The organism is Microcoleus sp. Aus8_D2, assembly GCF_036702665.1.
GTDB lineage: Bacteria > Cyanobacteriota > Cyanobacteriia > Cyanobacteriales > Microcoleaceae > Microcoleus.
The window spans coordinates 13610-30263 of sequence record NZ_JAUBUN010000040.1; the positions used below are offsets into that span (position 1 = coordinate 13610).

Here is a 16654-nt window from a genome sequence, read left to right on the forward strand (position 1 = left end):
TAACTTGTTCGGCCGCAGTCCCCTCATTGCCCCATGCTCGATCGTAATTTATGTCTTCAAATTCTCCCTCTTCTTGGCACACCGTAGCAATTGACAAAACTCTCCAGCAGCTCAGCAGCAACAAAGACAGTGGCTTGAGCAGCCAACAGGTGTCAGAACGCTTGCAGCAATACGGCACCAACGAACTCGAAGAAACAGGAGGCCGCAGTTCTTGGTCGATTTTTGTCGATCAGTTCACCAACATCATGTTGTTGATGCTGATGGGTGTGGCCGTGATTTCTGGATTCTTGGACATCAAATCGAATACTTTTCCCAAAGATGCGATCGCCATTTTTGCGATCGTCATACTCAACGGCATTCTCGGCTATTTCCAAGAAAAAAGTGCCGAAAAAGCCCTCGCAGCCCTCAAAAACCTCTCTTCCCCCCTAGTGCGAGTCCTGCGGGACGGCAAAACTTCGGAAATCGCAGCCAAGGAACTCGTACCCGGAGACGTGATGCTGTTGGAGGCGGGGGTAAAAATCGCAGCCGACGGACGCTTGATCGAAGCTTCTAATTTACAAGTTAGAGAATCGGCTTTGACGGGAGAAGCAATCGCAGCCACGAAGCAAGCTGACCTAGAACTTCCCGAAGATGCTTCGTTGGGCGATCGACTTAACTTGATTTTTCAGGGGACAGAAGTTGTTCAGGGACGGGCCAAGGCGATCGTCACCAACACCGGAATGCAAACTGAAATCGGCAAAATTGCCACCATGCTTCAGTCAGTAGAAACCGAACCGACTCCCCTGCAACAGCGAATGGGCCAGTTGGGAAATGTTCTAGTATCGGGTGCCCTAGGCTTAGTCGCAATTGTCGTCATCGGCGGCATGATTACCTTCGACAATGGCAGCATTGGGTTCGATACCAGCAGATTTGAAGAACTGTTAGAAGTTTCTCTCAGCATGGCTGTGGCTGTGGTTCCCGAAGGACTGGCGGCCGTCGTGACAGTCACTTTGGCACTGGGGACTAGGCGGATGGTGAAGCGAAACGCCCTAATTCGCAAACTGCCGGCGGTAGAAACTTTGGGATCGGTAACTACCATTTGTTCCGACAAAACAGGTACTCTGACCCAAAATAAAATGGTAGTGCAGCTCGTGTCTACGGGCGACTGTACGATCGGCGTGGGAGGTGACGGGTATGCCCCGATCGGAGATTTTGTCGATCGCCATACCTCAGTCCAAATTACTAATTTAGAGGAATATCCAGAACTCGAATCTTTATTAATTGCCTGTGCAGTGTGCAACGACGCAGTATTGCAGCACGAACAGCAAGAATGGAAGATTTTGGGCGACCCCACGGAGGGAGCTCTGCTGTCTTTAGCGGGAAAAGCAGGCATATATAAGGAACAACAGTCTCAATTGCTGCCGCGCGCGGCGGAGTTTCCTTTTTCTTCCGAACGCAAACGGATGAGCGTGATTTGCGAAGTGCCCGGACATTCGGGACATTCGGGCTTTCCGTCGGACAAAGGACAACAGCAGAATTATTTGATGCTCACCAAAGGTTCTCCAGAGTTGACTTTGGAACGCTGCCAAGGCATTATAGTTGGCGATCGAGTACAACCTTTAAATCAGGAAATGCGCGATCGCATCCTTGCCGAAAACAATAATATGGCAAGTGCAGGTTTGCGAGTCCTGGGATTTGGATACAAAATCTGGGAAAACCTGCCGCCCTCCGGTTCCGAGGAAACCAGCGAACAAGAGATGGTGTGGCTGGGACTCGTCAGTATGCTGGACGCCCCGCGCCCGGAAGTGCGCGAAGCAGTGGTGAAGTGCCGCGATGCAGGAATTCGAGTGGTGATGATTACCGGAGATCACCAGTTGACAGCAAAAGCGATCGCCTACGATTTAGGTATTGCGACAGAGGGCGATCGAGTTCTCACCGGTCAAGAATTAGAAAAGCTCAGTCAAGAACAACTCAAACAACAAGTCGAACACGTTAGCGTTTACGCCCGCGTCTCCCCCGAACACAAATTGCGGATTGTCCAAGCTTTGCAAAGTTTAGGCAAATTTGTCGCGATGACCGGCGACGGAGTTAACGACGCACCCGCTTTGAAACAAGCCGATATCGGCATTGCGATGGGAATTACCGGCACCGATGTGAGCAAAGAAGCTAGCGATATGGTGCTTCTCGACGACAACTTTGCAACTATTGTCGCCGCCGCTGAAGAAGGGCGAGTCGTTTATACCAACATTCGGCGCTTTATTAAGTACATTTTGGGGAGCAACATCGGCGAAGTTTTGACAATTGCGGCCGCACCTTTAATGGGTTTGGGAGGAGTGCCGCTAACCCCGCTGCAAATTTTGTGGATGAACTTAGTCACAGACGGCGTTCCAGCTTTAGCCTTAGCCGTAGAACCAGCCGAACCGAACGTGATGAAAAAGCCTCCTTTCAGTCCGCGAGAAAGTATTTTTGCGCGGGGTTTGGGTTCTTACATGATTCGGATCGGGATTATCTTTGCAATTTTGACGATCGCCATGATGTCCTGGGCTTACAGATACAGTCACACTCCCGGAAATGGCGATCCAGAAGCTTGGAAAACAATGGTGTTTACAACTCTGTGTTTAGCGCAAATGGGTCACGCGATCGCAATTCGATCTAACACTCAGCTAACGATCGAGTTAAATCCCTTGACTAATATTTTTGTTTGGGGAGCTGTGATTGTTACTACTGCTTTGCAATTAATGCTGATTTACGTTCCCCCGCTGAGAGCATTTTTTGGGACTCACTATTTAACGCCCTTTGAGTTACTCATTTGCTTCGGCTTCAGCGCCTTAATGTTTGTCTGGATTGAAATGGAAAAACTGTTTGTGCGCTTCTACAAAGCTCGCAAATAGTACGATAGGTCGATAGTAGGTTCGTAGTGAGGACTTCAGTCCGCATTCATGGCGCTTGACTAAAGTCCTCACTACAAACATCTCCTTGTAGGTTCGTAGTGAGGACTTGAGTCCGCATTCATGGCGCTTCACTAAAGTCCTCACTACAAACATCTCCTTGTAGGTTCGTAGTGAGGACTTCAGTCCGCATCCGTCCGAGGACTAAAGTCCTCACTACAAACATCTGATTACCAATTACCAATATTATGTATTTGAAAACGCTGCACCTACGGCAGTTTCGGAACTACTACGATCAAAAAGTAGCATTTGACGCTCCCAAAACCATATTAGTAGGAAATAACGCCCAAGGAAAATCCAACTTGCTAGAAGCAGTAGAGTTGCTTTCCACATTAAAAAGCCACAGAGTATCGCGCGATCGCGATTTAATCCTCGACTCAAAGCCGATCGCCCAAATAGATGCTGCACTCGAACGTCAAACCGGAGCGATCGACCTAGCATTAACACTGCGATCGGGAGCGCGCCGCAGCCTGAAGCTCAACGGCGAACCGCTGCGCCGGCATTTAGACTTCTTGAGCGTCTTAAATGTAGTACAATTCTCCTGCTTGGATTTAGACTTAGTGCGCGGCGGGCCCGAAGGAAGGCGCAACTGGATCGATCGGCTAGTCATCCAACTAGAGCCGATTTACGCCCATATTTTGCACCAATACAACCAAATTTTGCGCCAGCGAAACGCTCTGTTAAAACGTTCTAGAGAAGTCAGGAAAGCCGAATTTTCCGAAAGTTTTGACAAAATGCGATTTATCGGATCTGAAACTCCCGAAGACCAAAATATCGCAGAATGCCCAATGCCCAATGCCCAATGCCCAATTCCCAACTCCCAATCCCCCATTCCCAGTTCAGAATTAGCCTTGTGGGATGCCCAATTGGCGACAGCGGGGGCTCGGGTAATCCGCAGGCGCGATCGTATTTTAGAACGATTGATGCCATTAGCCCGCAATTGGCACGGTTCAATTAGCGGTTCTACAGAAGTTTTAGATGTCAAATACGATGCTAATATCGAAGTCAGCTCGGAGTTAATCGACAAAGACAATCTCGAAGGAGTGCGGCAAGCATTTTTAGAAAAAATTCAAAAAAGGGCGATCGCAGAACAATTTCAAGGAACCACATTAGTCGGCCCCCACCGCGACGACATTACATTTACCATTAACAATACTCCAGCCCGTCAATACGCCTCCCAAGGCCAGCAGCGAACCCTCGTATTAGCATTAAAATTAGCCGAATTGCAGCTAATCGAAGAAGTCGTCGGCGAAGCACCTTTACTGTTGCTAGACGACGTACTTGCAGAACTCGATTTAAGCCGCCAAAATCAACTTTTAGAAACAATTCAAGAACGGTTTCAAACTCTAATTACTACTACTCACCTAGGGGCTTTTGACAGTCAGTGGCTGCGCCAAACCCAAATTCTCTCCGTCGTTTCCGGACAAATAAATCAATTTTAGATTTGAATAAATTATATTATGTTCGCTTACTTAGCAGTAATAAAAATGGTTTGTAGTGAGGACTTTAGTCCGCATCCATGGCGCTTGACTAAAGTCCTCACTACGAACCAATTTGATTGGGGTCATTCGAGCGGATATGATATCAATCTACGTGAGATTGACAAATTTTACTTTTCATGGTATTGGTGCAAAAAATAATAAAAATTTGACATTATTAGCTCAATTCGAGATAGGATAAAGGTTAATTTTGATTGCGACTTGCGCTTCCATTTTTCTAACCCTTATGAAGCATTACATTTCCCGTCTGTTAGCCCTGGTATTAGTTGTTGTCATCGGCGTAGCAGGCTGTACCAATGTTCCCGCCACTCTCAGCGGAGACTACAGCAAAGACACATTAGCATTAGTCAACAGCTTGAGAACAGCGCTTACTTTACCAGAGGGCGCGCCGGAAAAAGCAGCCGCTCAAGCCGCTGCTCGCACAAGTATCAACGATTTTTTCGCAGAATACCGCCGCGATCCCGCTCTTACCAAACTGGCATCTTTTACGACAATGCGCACGGCCTTAAACTCTTTGGCCGGACATTACAGTTCCTATCCCAACCGTCCTGTTCCTGAAAAGTTGAAAAAGCGTCTTGAGTCAGAATTTCAGCAGGTAGAAGCTGCTCTCAATAGAGGAGCTTAATCTCAGAGTTTAGGGATAAAAGATAAATTTGAATAATTCATCTTTCATCCTTGACATTTGAGTGTTAACATTTTTAAGTAGAAATATCAACTGCTTTTAGCGCCCACTTTCTTCAGGCGCTTTTTTTGCTAAATTTAGTTAGCCGTAGGGTGCGTCGAAGAAAGAAAATCCACAAATAAAAATCGACAATCTCACAGATCGGCACCTGTGTTTACAGGCTTGAACTCAATACGCTTGGATTAGCGCTTTTTTTCTGGGCTGTCCCCAGCGTTGCAATCGCAGTGTCTATGTTTCACACCGTGAAAGCAGGCCGGAGTGTCTTAACCAAAGCGTATTGGGGGTTAAACTAATACCATTTATCAAAATTTATGCTACAAAACAAGTTTGGAGTTTCTTTCCACGGACTCACGCGTAAGGTGCGTCGCCGTGAGATTACCGATTGAATGCAAGGGATGTTTAATGGATCCGCACCCTAGGAATACTTAGAAACGATCTAAATTGTCGCTAGACAGAATTTGCCTTGGGCGATCGACTTGTGCCATAACTATGTCAACCAAAAAAGTAGAAAATTTGTAGATGTGCGTCTGCGCGATCGCCAAAAATGCGATCGCCACCCAATTTAAACTAGAAAACCCGATTCAATTATCCCATGAAAATTGCACCAACTCGCCTCGCCAACTTTCAACACCAGCGACGCTGTTTAAGTGCGGTAACTGCTGTTTTAACCACTAGCTTCATCAGCCAGCTTGTTTGGCCCTTTATCGAAAATCAACCAGCCTTAGCCGAAACATCAGCCTATTGCCAATTATCCAAAGATCAGGTAAATCAAAAAGAAGACTTGCGCCGCGCCGCCCTGTCAGGAAAACCCGAATCCCAGCAAGCATATTTTGCCGTTTTGAGCAAACACGCCCGGGAAATCGCAGAATGCCGCCAAAAAACTTGGCCCGAAACCCAAGCAGTTTGGCTGCGCTTGTATCCCTGCGATGTCAGGCCCGGAGAAATCGATCGCGTATTAGACAAAGTTGTGAATAAAGGCTACAATCAAGTCTATGTCGAAGTGTTTTATGACGGTCAAGTGCTGCTCCCAGTGGCAGACAATCCAACTGCTTGGCCTTCGGTTTTGAGAAATCCCGGCTACGAGAAATATGATTTGTTGGAAAAGGCGATCGCCAAAGGCAAACAGCGAGGATTAAAAGTATACGCCTGGTTATTTACCATGAACTTTGGCTATACCTATTCTCAGCGTTCCGACAGACAGCAAACCCTCGCCGTCAATGGCAAAAATCAGACCAGTTTAACAGTAATTCAAGACGCGGGTTTAGACGACCAAACCGGAGAAAGTCACGCCACACACGCCTTTGTCGATCCCTACAATCCGCAAGCAAAGCAAGACTATGCTTTGTTAGTAAATCAAATAGTCAAGCGCCGGCCGCAAGGAATGTTATTCGACTACATTCGTTATGTGCGGGGCGTCGGGCCTGCTTCAGTTGCTACCAAAGTTCAAGACTTGTGGATTTACGGTCAAGCATCGCAGCAAATGCTTTTGCAGCGGGCTAACAATCAACAAGGGCGAGATTTAATTCAGCGATATTTGACTAAAGGATTTATCAATACTAATGACGTTCAAGCAGTAGTCAAACAGTATCCGACAGAGCAAGAACCTCTTTGGCAGGGGCGAATTCCGCGACCAATACCAGTAGCAACTCTAGCTTCTAGAAAGGAGAATCCCACATCAAGAGTAGCTTCAACAAATCCCGCCACTAACCAGCCAAATACTGCTACACCAACACCAACACCAACACCGCCGCTTCCCGATACCGGCATTCTGCAAAAAGACCTCTGGCAACTGAGTGTTGCTCACGCAGTCCAAGGGATTTTAGATTTTTTAGGAATGGCAACTCAACCAGCTCAAAGGATGGGAATTCCTGTAGGAGCGGTGTTTTTTCCTAATGGTAATCAAAAGATAAATCAAGGGGGATTTGATTCGAGATTGCAGCCTTGGGACAGGTTTCCGGCTGGCGTAGAATTTCACGCGATGTCTTACGGCAATTGTGGGGATGTAAGCTGCATTGTGCCGCAGGTGCAGCGGACGTTGAGTTTAGCACCTCCGGGAGCAAAAATCATTCCGGCGATTGCCGGAGATTGGGAAAAATCTCTGAAAAATCGGCCGTCTTTGGAGATTCAAATGCGGGCAATTCGCGCTGCAACGCCGCAAATTAATGCGGTGAGCCATTTTTCTTTTGGGTGGCAAGAAGTGGAGGATGAAAGGGCGCGGCAAACTTGCCGGATGTAGTGTAATTAATTATTTATAGAGACGCAATTCGTAGCGTCTCTATAAAGTAGCTTTTGGAAAGGAAGCTAACTGTTGGACAAACTCTTGATGTGCTGTACTATTTAATCCGGTTTGAAGATTTGCGATCGCACTTGGCATATCCCCGTCTATAAGTGCTGAAACTGCCAGCCACAATCCCGGAAAAACTCTGCTGCGGATAATTCCTTCAGCATCGGGTAGCAGAGCAATATATTCTTCTTCCTGCAAGGAAAACCAATCGATCCGGCGATTCATTACTTGCCAAACTAAATATTCTTTGACTCCATTGCGGCGGTAAACTCGCTTTTTGTCTCGCAGATCGATCGTAGCGGTACTGGCAGAAATTTCGGCAACAAATTCGGGTGCACCTTCGATATAGCCATCATCGCTCAGGCAAGTTTGGCCGCCGCATTGAGCATCAATTAGCAGTACAGCATCGGGTTGAGGTTCGTTATCCACATCGAGACGCACGGTAGGATTATCGCCCAGACGCACGCCTGGAGTAGCAATCTTGTAAGTCCACAGCCAGCCCATTAAATCGGCATGGGGTTCGGCGTGGGGATCAAAGGGTAAGGGTGAAGCCATATAAACAATTCGTTCAATCAAATCTGCTTTTTTGAGTCCCCGCATGGCTGTATAGCGCCGCTCGAATTCTGCAAAAATTTAGCAAGTTCGCCATTTTCCAAAGGCGGGATTGTAATGCGGCTGAGATTTGCCGGAGCAATCATGGCTTTTCTCCTGTGATGATGCGCTGCTATTTTGAATTATAACTAATTTGGTAAAAATCTCAGCGATAATTAGATAGTTGACAGCAAATAGAACAGTTGATGAAGACCAAATTTACTAAAAAATCGTGGATTAAAACCGCTATAGTTATCGGATTGATATCTCTAAGTTTGCTGTTTCCCGATCGCCCAAAAACTCTAAATTCAAATTCGATCGCCCAAATCCCCCCTTTTGGCAATCCTCCGCCCAATCTCCTGAAACCGCCGAAACCCCAAATACAGCCTTCTCCCGCCGCAACTCCCACTCCGAAACCCGCCGCACAACCTTTAGTATTCGCACCGCCAACGCAATTTCGCAACCAAATTATATACAAAGCAAATATCAGCGACTCAAAAGTTATTGCTTTGACATTTGATGATGGCCCAACTGCGGAAACTTTGAAAATATTAAAAATATTGCAGAAACATAACGCGGTAGCTACGTTTTTCTGCTTGGGTGGAAATTTGCGCGAGAATCCAGAAATTGCCAAGCAAGTAGTAAAAGCGGGAAATGCGATCGGCAATCATACTTGGCATCATTTTTATCACAATGTCACTGAAAAAACAGCCTCGGATGAAATAGACAATACTGGGGTTCATATTTATCGATCGACTGGGGCGAAAAGTTTGTTGTTTCGTCCTCCCGGTGGGCGCTTAAATAACGGTTTTGCGGATTACGCCAAAAAGAAAAATTATGTGGTGGTGATGTGGTCGATCGATCCTAAGGACTTTTCGCAACCTCCGGCGGCTGCTATAGCCCGCACTGTGCTGTCTCAAGCGACATCAGGGGCGATCGTATTGTTGCATGACGGCGGTGGCGATCGCCAGCAAACAGTCGAGGCCGTCTCTGCGATTATTCCCAAACTCAAACAGCAGGGATACCGTTTTGTCACCGTACCGCAATTGCTGCAAATGCAAGCATCCCAAAAACAGCAAACTGTCGATCGCAAATCCCCATAAACAGACATCCTATTTCATCTGCGTCTATCTGCGATCGTCTGCATCGATCTGCGGTTAAAAATCCCAATTATGCTAAACTTATGAATAACCGTAAAAACTTCGATCGAGCCTCATGCAAAAACTTCAAGCAAGAGATATCAACATCCCCTATTTAATCGATAACTACGGCTTGCAGCGAGTGCGAAATCAAGAGTTTTTCCGAGAATGGCAAGAAAACTTGCCCGAAGTAACTGACTCTGAGAAACAATTACTCGATCGCGTCCAAAACATATACTTCAACTTGGTAGACTCCCCGCCTGTGTTGGAAAATGCAGTTAAGCTAACAATTGTCAGCCCTATTTTGTTTATTGCCGGTCTCTTTGAGTCTCCTTTTCAAGTCAAAGCCGAAAAGTCGATCGCAATTCAAGAAGAAGACGAAGGCAGAATCATCGAAGGCAGAATAGATATCCTGATTATGAAAGCAAACTTGTGGGTGACAGTAATTGAATCCAAACAACTTGCTTTCTCTACTGACGAAGCACTTGCCCAACTTCTGACATATATGCTGGCAGATCCCAATCCCGAAACTCCGACTTTTGGGATGATTGCCACAGGTGCTAACTTCACTTTTGTCAAGCTAGTCAGAGGAGAATATCCGCAGTATGCTTTATCCAATCAATTCACAATTCCTAATATAGGCAATGAGTTGTACCGCGTTTTGCAAATTTTAAAACGCCTGAGTCAATTACCAGACTAGCAATAAAAGCTATTTTCATTCAGTTGACAGTTGACAGTTGACAGCACTACCGAAGGTCTGGAAAAATGATTGAAACAATGAATCATCCTTATTTAATTTCCCCCTCAACGGGGAGGCGAGCGACCCATCTTCTTTGGTAAGCTATCTTTCAAAACTAACAATATCTAAGGTGCTGTCTATCGATCGCCATCATAATTAAATTAGTTTTTGTAAGGAATGCAATTCCTCACAATCAGCGGACTAAAGTCCTCACTACAAACCGTTTGTGTAAGGAATGCAAGTCGTCATAATTAGCGGACTAAAGTCCTCACTACAAACCGTTTTTGTAAGGAATGCAAGTCGTCATAATTAGCGGACTAAAGTCCTCACTACAAACCGTTTTTGTGACAGGACATGATATAATATCTCAAATTTGAAACTGGTGCAAGCATGGTAAATTACTGGATAGTCGGCGCTGTGGGAATAGCTTCTGTCTGCTGGGCAGAAATCATCAGAGACTTTTATCACGTCGCGTCTCATTATGTGCCGCCCCTCCAAAAACTGCACAATTGGCATCACCGCGTTTTCCGCCCGAATTTGACGCCCGTTAGCGAGACTATTTACAAGCAAGCGCACTGGCGTCACGACGTGCCCGAAGCTGTGGCGATGATGGTTTTGGGCTTGTTGCTGTGGGTTTTAGCTTATTTTTGGCTCCCACCATATCACTGGGGCGCAGCAGCGGGTTGTATTTATACTTTAAGCTTTTTGTTGAGTGCGATCGCCCGCGCGATCGGTATCAAAGGCGCAGATGAATTAACCGACATCACCCACCAACCGGGAGACTTCCAGAGTATCCCCGGTAACTGGTTCGTTAATAAACCTTATCACTGGCGCCACCACTTCGACGATCAAAATGCTTACTATTGCGGTACTTTCACCTTAATAGATAAACTTATGGGTACAGCACTTTCTCTCAAAGGCAAAACAGTAGCCGTCACCGGCGCATCGGGAACTTTGGGGCGTTTGCTTCTGAAACACCTGCACAAAGCTGGTGCAAAAACGATCGCCCTTTCCTCGGGCCAGGAGGAAATTACCGTGAATGTAGACGGCGAGATTTTGCCTGTAAAAACCGTAACTTGGCACGCTGGCGAAGAGGCAGATTTAGCTAAATTGTTAGAAAAAATCGATATTCTCGTCATCAATCACGGAATTAACGTACAAGGTGAAAGAACCGGAGAGGCGATCGCAAATTCCTACGAAATTAACACTTTTTCGGCGTGGCGGCTGATGGAACTGTTTTTCTTAACAGTTCGCACTAACGAAAATATCGCTTGTAAAGAAGTCTGGATCAATACTTCAGAAGCAGAAGTGATTCCCGCTGTCAGTCCCCTGTACGAACTCAGCAAGCGCGCCCTGGGAGATTTAGTCACTCTACGGCGGCTGGATGCGCCCTGCATCGTGCGTAAACTGATTTTAGGGCCGTTCAAAAGCAACTTAAACCCGATCGGCATTATGTCTCCTGACTGGGTAGCGCAGCAAATTGTCAAACAAGCTAAAGCTGATGTCCGCAATATCATTGTGACAATCAATCCTTTGACGTTTATTGTTTTCCCAGTTAAAGAATTCTTTGTTTCTCTGTATTTCCAACTCTTCAGCCGCAAGACAGTTGCAGAGATTAAAGCAGCGACGACATCGGAAAAATCCAACGTTGAAGCCAAGATTAATTGACCTCCCTCGTTCGTAGTGCGGACTTCAGTCCGCATCCAAATATGCGGACTGAAGTCCGCACTACAAACCTAGTTCGTAGTGAGGACTTCAGTCCGCAAAACCCACCGACTATTATCTAATTACTAACCTCAGCCATTTCTATCACGCGCCCATCATAATCCTTAACCAAAAAATTAAGCGGCTTTTCCCGGCGAATTTTATAACTAATCCCGCGAGTTTGTACCCTCATTAATAGCTGATCCAAACAATCGCGATCGAAACAAACATGACGTTCGCGATTTTTTTCCCCGACACCCGCGCCACTAATAATGTGCAGTTGAGTATTTTTCATCAACTGATACCACAAACCCTCGGGACTCCCCATCGTTTGAGAGCTCGTTCCCCTCCCGACATTCGGCGACAAATACAGGGGATCGATACCGGTTGTCCCTAAAGTTTGCTCGTAATTATAGTAGTAGTGCAGCGGTACTTCTGCGACAGGGAGGCTGAGCATACCTTCATAGAACTCCCTCGCCTGTGCGAGATCCGATACCATCACGGTGTGTACCTTGGGAGCACTGGTGAGAAACATCCACATCGCCCCCGCATAGGCGGCCAGCAGCATTACCATAATCCCTTGAGTGGAAAACAAGCCGTCCAAGGGTAAGTCGGGCAAAAAAGAACTCAAGTACAAGGGCCGAAGTCCAAAAGCAATAAAACTAACTGCTACAGTCATGAATTATAAAAAAGGGTAAACAACGAAATTTAGGAAAATTGCAGTCGCGATCGCCCGCGAGACTTAAACTATTAGCTTAGGCATCTAATATAGCAAAAACTAGCGGTTAGGCCCTACCCGATGAAAGTCTTTGTCTACGGCACTCTCAAACCGGGGGAGTGCAACTATCTCCGCTACTGCGAGGGAAAAGTTGTGGATGCTTCTCCCGCGATCGCCCGCGGTCAACTTTTTGCACTGCCGATCGGCTATCCTGCAATGGTGGCCGGAGATGGCAATGTCTATGGTTTTCTGCTGTGTTTCGCAAATTCCGCTATTTTGGACGATTTAGACCGATTGGAAGACTATCACCCGCTGCGGGAACCCACGGAAAACGAATATCAGCGGGAAGAAATCGAAATTTGCGATCGACATTTCAAACCTCTCGGGACGGCTTGGGCATACTTCATGGTACCCGATCGCGTCCGTGCTCTGGGAGGCGTCTGGTTGCCCGATGGGACGTGGGGAAATAGATTTTTGACAAAATAAGATCGCACGGCGGTTGAAACCGCGTCTACACAAAGGAAGCTCAGTCGAGCCGCGGGTTTTGCCTGTGTCGCCGCGGTTTCAACCGCCCGGTATTCCGATCCCAAGCGTGTTGGGATCGAACCTGTAACCGTAATCCCGAACCGTTTGAATCAACTGCGGTCCAATTTTCTTGCGAATCTGGCCGATATGCACGTCCACAACTCTCTCTTCTGATGGGTAAATTGATTTCCAGCCCCAGATTTTTTCGATAATCTGTTGGCGACTCCAAGATGCACCCGGATGACTTGCCAAAAAATACAAAATCTTAAATTCTAAGGCTGTGAACTTGATAATTTGGTCGTTGAGTGTTACTTCCCGACGCCCTGGATCGATCGCCAGTCGATCGAATACAATCCGAGATGGAGTAACAGGCCTGATGCGTCTGAGCACAACTTCGATCCGAATTGCCAACTCCGCCAGACCAAATGGTTTGCAGATATAATCATCAGCACCTGCGGACAACACTTTAAGTTTATCAGCTTCATCTGTGCGGCTGCTGAGCATAATCACAAAAACATTAGTACGGCGCTGCATTTCCTGACAGAGGTGATAGCCGGTAGTATCTGGCAAATTCCAATCGAGAATTACTACCATCGGCTGGAATTCCTCAAACAATGCTAAAGCAGTCTCGCCATCTGCTGCCGAATTTACTTGATATTTATGATTCAAAAAGCGATGAACTAGATTGCGAATTGGTGGATCATCTTCCACAACGAGAATTTTGGGAGCAGTATGAGTATTCATGGCAAAAAAGGTTCTTCCTATTGTCAATTGAAAGCTGGAAATTACGGCACATCTTTAGCAGGAATTCTGCAAAGAATGGTGTCCCTCGGCTATTGGTAGGGATAAAGTGCGGAGTCATTGATGTTATACCAATTTCAAAAAACATTGCTACCAAAAACAAATTAGAGGTTTTTACCTGTAGGGACTTAGGCCAAGCCGTCTCCGGCAATTTATGATAATGACATATAATTTGTATACGCTTAATCAGTGTAGCAACCATTTGTCACGCATGGTATTAACTTAAGGTTGATTCCACAGTCAGACAGGGTTTAAACCCCTATCGATCTTGCAGGTTAAGTTGACATAGATGGTTGACAGCGCGCACCTACCTACAGGCTATTGTCACTTGAAAGCTGGCAATTACAAAACAGCTTTACTCAAACACAAATTCCAGATGCTTCAAACAAAACGGATCTTTTTTTTCCAATTCTTCATTCAACTTCGCCTTGAAGTTAAAAGGCTTTCCCCAATCCCAAATGTTGATTTCAAGACGTTCGTTAAATACCGCAATCGAAAGATCGATCGAAGTCTCTGATGGCATATTTTTGTGATGGTGAACAGCCAGGATAAACCCTTCGACCACCGCAAGTCTGGCAAGCTGCAAAACAGTTTCGGGAATTGGTAGATTATCTAACTGCTCGACCCACCACAAAACTTGACTAACAGTAGCCATCTCACTATTGAGCTGAATAGTAATTTTTTGCAGTGGCTGGTTAGAATTGCGATCGGATTGGCTAGTTATTTGCTCTTTCAGCCAGTTAAAAATGTTCAACACATCGCTCGATCGCTTCAAACCACCAGCTTGAGTGCTATGTTGAGGTAGTACGGGCTGGTAATATTTAACGATCGACAAACAGTTGCGACGGTAAGAATTGCGGGTATAACTAAGCTCATCGGCAATTTGGCTAATAATTTTGAGTCCGATTCCCAGTGACGGGGTTTCATCGTTGTATCTCATTTTGCTATCCTGAATTGGTTGCTCTATGCGGTTGATAGTTCAACTATTCCAAATTTTTCTCGATCGGCAAACGATCTCTAAAAAATCACTGTTAGGCAGATCGTTGACAAATCGGAGGATATGTAGTAATGGGTTGAAAAGTGCGATCGGAAGATTGTTTTAATTGATGAAATTTATAAGACTGATACCGATTTAGGGCAATTGCTAAATTAGAAACTCTAAAAATGTTTACCGCAGATAGTGCAGGCTTTCAACCAGCAATCGAGGTGCTGCAATGACCGAATTTACAGCCACTGGGAACGACCCAAAAGAACAAGAGGCTATGAAGTGCATTCAAGCCTTCAGAAATCGTTTTACTGAATCTCATCTGGAATTTGCTTGCCATGCGGCTTTTCCCCTTGCCTTAACACCGGACTTGCTTTATCGCTTGCGAGATTACCCATTTAATCCCAAGTTAAAAGTGCCTTGGATTGCAGTTTCCGATCTGCTATTATCCGATTTGTGTAGCAAAGTAGATGAGGAACTATATGAAATGGATAGTACAGTTCGCAAGATACTTTTAAGCGGTTTGAGTCAGCAGAGTTTGCGCGAACTATCAGGGTTTTTACTCAAGTATGTTAAGCGCAACTTTCACTCAAAAATTACCGGGTTAAAACAAGCCCAATATTGGACAGCTTTAGCTTATGTAGAACCAGGGAAAGCAGCAGAACAATTAACTCAGACTCTCAGGGAATTACTGCAACAGCCAAATCTGGCTCAATGGTTGCAGAAATCATCGCTAGTAGAAACTTTAGCTGACCCTCTGCAAGCCGCTAATTTTGAACCTTTGCTGATTCTAGCAGAGGCAATGAAGCAAACCGCCCTAGGCGATTACACAGAAGCAACTCGGTTGTTTGATAGCTTACCCAAAACCGGAGAATCTGCGATTATTGCTGGAGTGGAAGTTACTTTACCTCCCCGTCCTGTCCCGGCGGAAACTTTCACCTTTGAAACAGTTACCGTCAATCCTCAAGGTGAAATTATCCAACGCGAAATCAAAAACGCTCCATACTTTACCGAAGGCTTAGGCTATGACACCAACTTAGAAATGGTTTACATTCCTAGGGGGAGATTCATCAAGGGTTCACCTGAGATTGAAGCAGAAAGTCTTGACTCTGAAAGACCTCAACATCAGGTCACAATTAAAGCTTTTTTTATGGGAAAATACCCGATTACTCAAGTACAATGGCAAGCAGTAGCTAGATTACCAAAAATCCATTACGACCTTGACTCCAGTCCATCTCGGTTTAAAGGTGAAAACAGACCTGTAGAACAAATTTCTTGGTATCATGCGATCGAATTTTGTGCCAGATTATCTCAAAAAACAGGTAGAAGCTATCGCCTTCCTAGCGAGGTCGAATGGGAATATGCTTGTCGCGCCCGGACAACAACAGCTTTTCATTTTGGGGAAACAATGACGACAGATTTAGCAAATTATAGAGGTATGGGCGATCGAGAGAACAAGTGGTGGGATTCCTACGGTCAAGGGTCTAAAGGAATTTACCGCCAACAAACAACGTCTGTGGGTAGCCTTGGCGTAGCGAATGCCTTTGGACTCTACGATATGCACGGGAACGTTTGGGAGTGGTGTGCTGACCCTTGGCACGATCGCTATCAAGGCGCGCCTACTGATGGTACAGTCTGGGATGATACTTGTAGCGATCGTCGCTATCACTATAGTATTCATTTATTAGTCAATACCAAAGATGATAACCAAACAAGGCTGCTGCGCGGAGGTTCGTGGGACAGCGATCCGTGGAACTGCCGTTCTGCTTGTCGCATCAACCTTGCGCCCCATATCAGCTTCGCCAACTATGGTTTTCGGGTTGTGTGTGTGGCTGCGCGGACTTAAGGTTTTTGTCAATTCGCATCCCACTAAAAATAAAAATGTACGCTAAATTTATTGTAAATTGTTGACATAAATTCAAGGTCTGTAGGGGCGGGTTCACCAACAATTCATGGTAAAAATGAATCATCTTGTAAACCCGCCCCCACCCCACAAACCATCAAAATGTACCGTGAATTTATGGTATGATGTTCATGTAAATCTTGGCGAAGAGGGCGGG

13 protein-coding genes are annotated in these 16654 nt (G+C 45.8%); 9 read left to right on the plus strand and 4 right to left on the minus strand.

The annotated features are described in order from the left end of the window. Positions 1–50: 50 nt before the first annotated feature. The 4 genes from QUB64_RS25025 to QUB64_RS25040 all read left to right on the plus strand — a co-directional run bounded on the left by QUB64_RS25025 (position 51) and on the right by QUB64_RS25040 (position 7344). Positions 51–2870: a cation-translocating P-type ATPase gene (locus QUB64_RS25025; protein ID WP_333276051.1), complete on the plus strand. Its 2820-nt coding sequence runs from the start codon at positions 51–53 to the stop codon at positions 2868–2870. A gap of 245 nt (positions 2871–3115) precedes the next feature. Then, positions 3116–4369: a DNA replication/repair protein RecF gene (locus QUB64_RS25030; RefSeq protein WP_333276053.1), complete on the plus strand. Its 1254-nt coding sequence runs from the start codon at positions 3116–3118 to the stop codon at positions 4367–4369. Between the two features lie 283 nt (positions 4370–4652). Then, entirely contained in the window at positions 4653–5051 is a 399-nt protein-coding gene (gene psb27 / locus QUB64_RS25035; protein WP_333276055.1) for a photosystem II protein Psb27, read from the plus strand. A 649-nt stretch (positions 5052–5700) separates the two neighbouring features. After that, positions 5701–7344 carry a family 10 glycosylhydrolase gene (locus QUB64_RS25040; protein ID WP_333276057.1) on the plus strand — a complete coding sequence of 548 codons (1644 nt, stop codon included), beginning with the start codon at positions 5701–5703 and terminating at the stop codon, positions 7342–7344. Positions 7345–7383: 39 nt separating this feature from the next. On the opposite strand, the gene QUB64_RS25045 is transcribed toward QUB64_RS25040, so the two are convergent. Further along, positions 7384–7992 (minus strand): Uma2 family endonuclease, encoded by a 609-nt coding sequence (locus QUB64_RS25045; protein ID WP_333276059.1) that lies wholly within the window; start codon positions 7990–7992, stop codon positions 7384–7386. 197 nt (positions 7993–8189) lie between these two features. Here QUB64_RS25045 and QUB64_RS25050 point away from each other — a divergent pair, with 197 nt between their 5' ends. The 3 genes from QUB64_RS25050 to QUB64_RS25060 all read left to right on the plus strand — a co-directional run bounded on the left by QUB64_RS25050 (position 8190) and on the right by QUB64_RS25060 (position 11529). Beyond that, the gene (locus tag QUB64_RS25050; RefSeq protein ID WP_333276061.1) at positions 8190–9086 is read left to right on the plus strand and encodes a polysaccharide deacetylase family protein; all 897 of its coding nucleotides are present in this window, start codon (positions 8190–8192) and stop codon (positions 9084–9086) included. Positions 9087–9198: 112 nt separating this feature from the next. Beyond that, complete coding sequence (locus tag QUB64_RS25055; protein ID WP_333276062.1) at positions 9199–9822, plus strand: restriction endonuclease subunit R; 624 nt, start codon at positions 9199–9201, stop codon at positions 9820–9822. Between the two features lie 429 nt (positions 9823–10251). Continuing rightward, positions 10252–11529, plus strand: a complete 1278-nt coding sequence (locus tag QUB64_RS25060; protein WP_333276064.1) for a bifunctional sterol desaturase/short chain dehydrogenase — start codon at positions 10252–10254, stop codon at positions 11527–11529. A 115-nt stretch (positions 11530–11644) separates the two neighbouring features. Here QUB64_RS25060 and QUB64_RS25065 read toward each other — a convergent pair whose 3' ends face one another. After that, complete coding sequence (locus QUB64_RS25065; RefSeq protein ID WP_333276066.1) at positions 11645–12244, minus strand: glyoxalase-like domain protein; 600 nt, start codon at positions 12242–12244, stop codon at positions 11645–11647. Between the two features lie 120 nt (positions 12245–12364). On the opposite strand from QUB64_RS25065, the gene QUB64_RS25070 reads away from it, so the two are divergent. Then, on the plus strand, positions 12365–12769 hold the full coding sequence (locus QUB64_RS25070) for a gamma-glutamylcyclotransferase family protein (protein WP_333276068.1): 405 nt from the start codon (positions 12365–12367) through the stop codon (positions 12767–12769). 78 nt (positions 12770–12847) lie between these two features. Here QUB64_RS25070 and QUB64_RS25075 read toward each other — a convergent pair whose 3' ends face one another. Together QUB64_RS25075 and QUB64_RS25080 are read right to left on the minus strand one after the other, a co-directional pair. Next, positions 12848–13552 (minus strand): response regulator transcription factor, encoded by a 705-nt coding sequence (locus QUB64_RS25075; RefSeq protein WP_333276070.1) that lies wholly within the window; start codon positions 13550–13552, stop codon positions 12848–12850. 412 nt (positions 13553–13964) lie between these two features. Then, positions 13965–14549 carry an ATP-binding protein gene (locus QUB64_RS25080; RefSeq protein ID WP_333276072.1) on the minus strand — a complete coding sequence of 195 codons (585 nt, stop codon included), beginning with the start codon at positions 14547–14549 and terminating at the stop codon, positions 13965–13967. Between the two features lie 274 nt (positions 14550–14823). Here QUB64_RS25080 and QUB64_RS25085 point away from each other — a divergent pair, with 274 nt between their 5' ends. Then, positions 14824–16440: a formylglycine-generating enzyme family protein gene (locus QUB64_RS25085; protein ID WP_333276074.1), complete on the plus strand. Its 1617-nt coding sequence runs from the start codon at positions 14824–14826 to the stop codon at positions 16438–16440. Positions 16441–16654 lie beyond the last annotated feature (214 nt).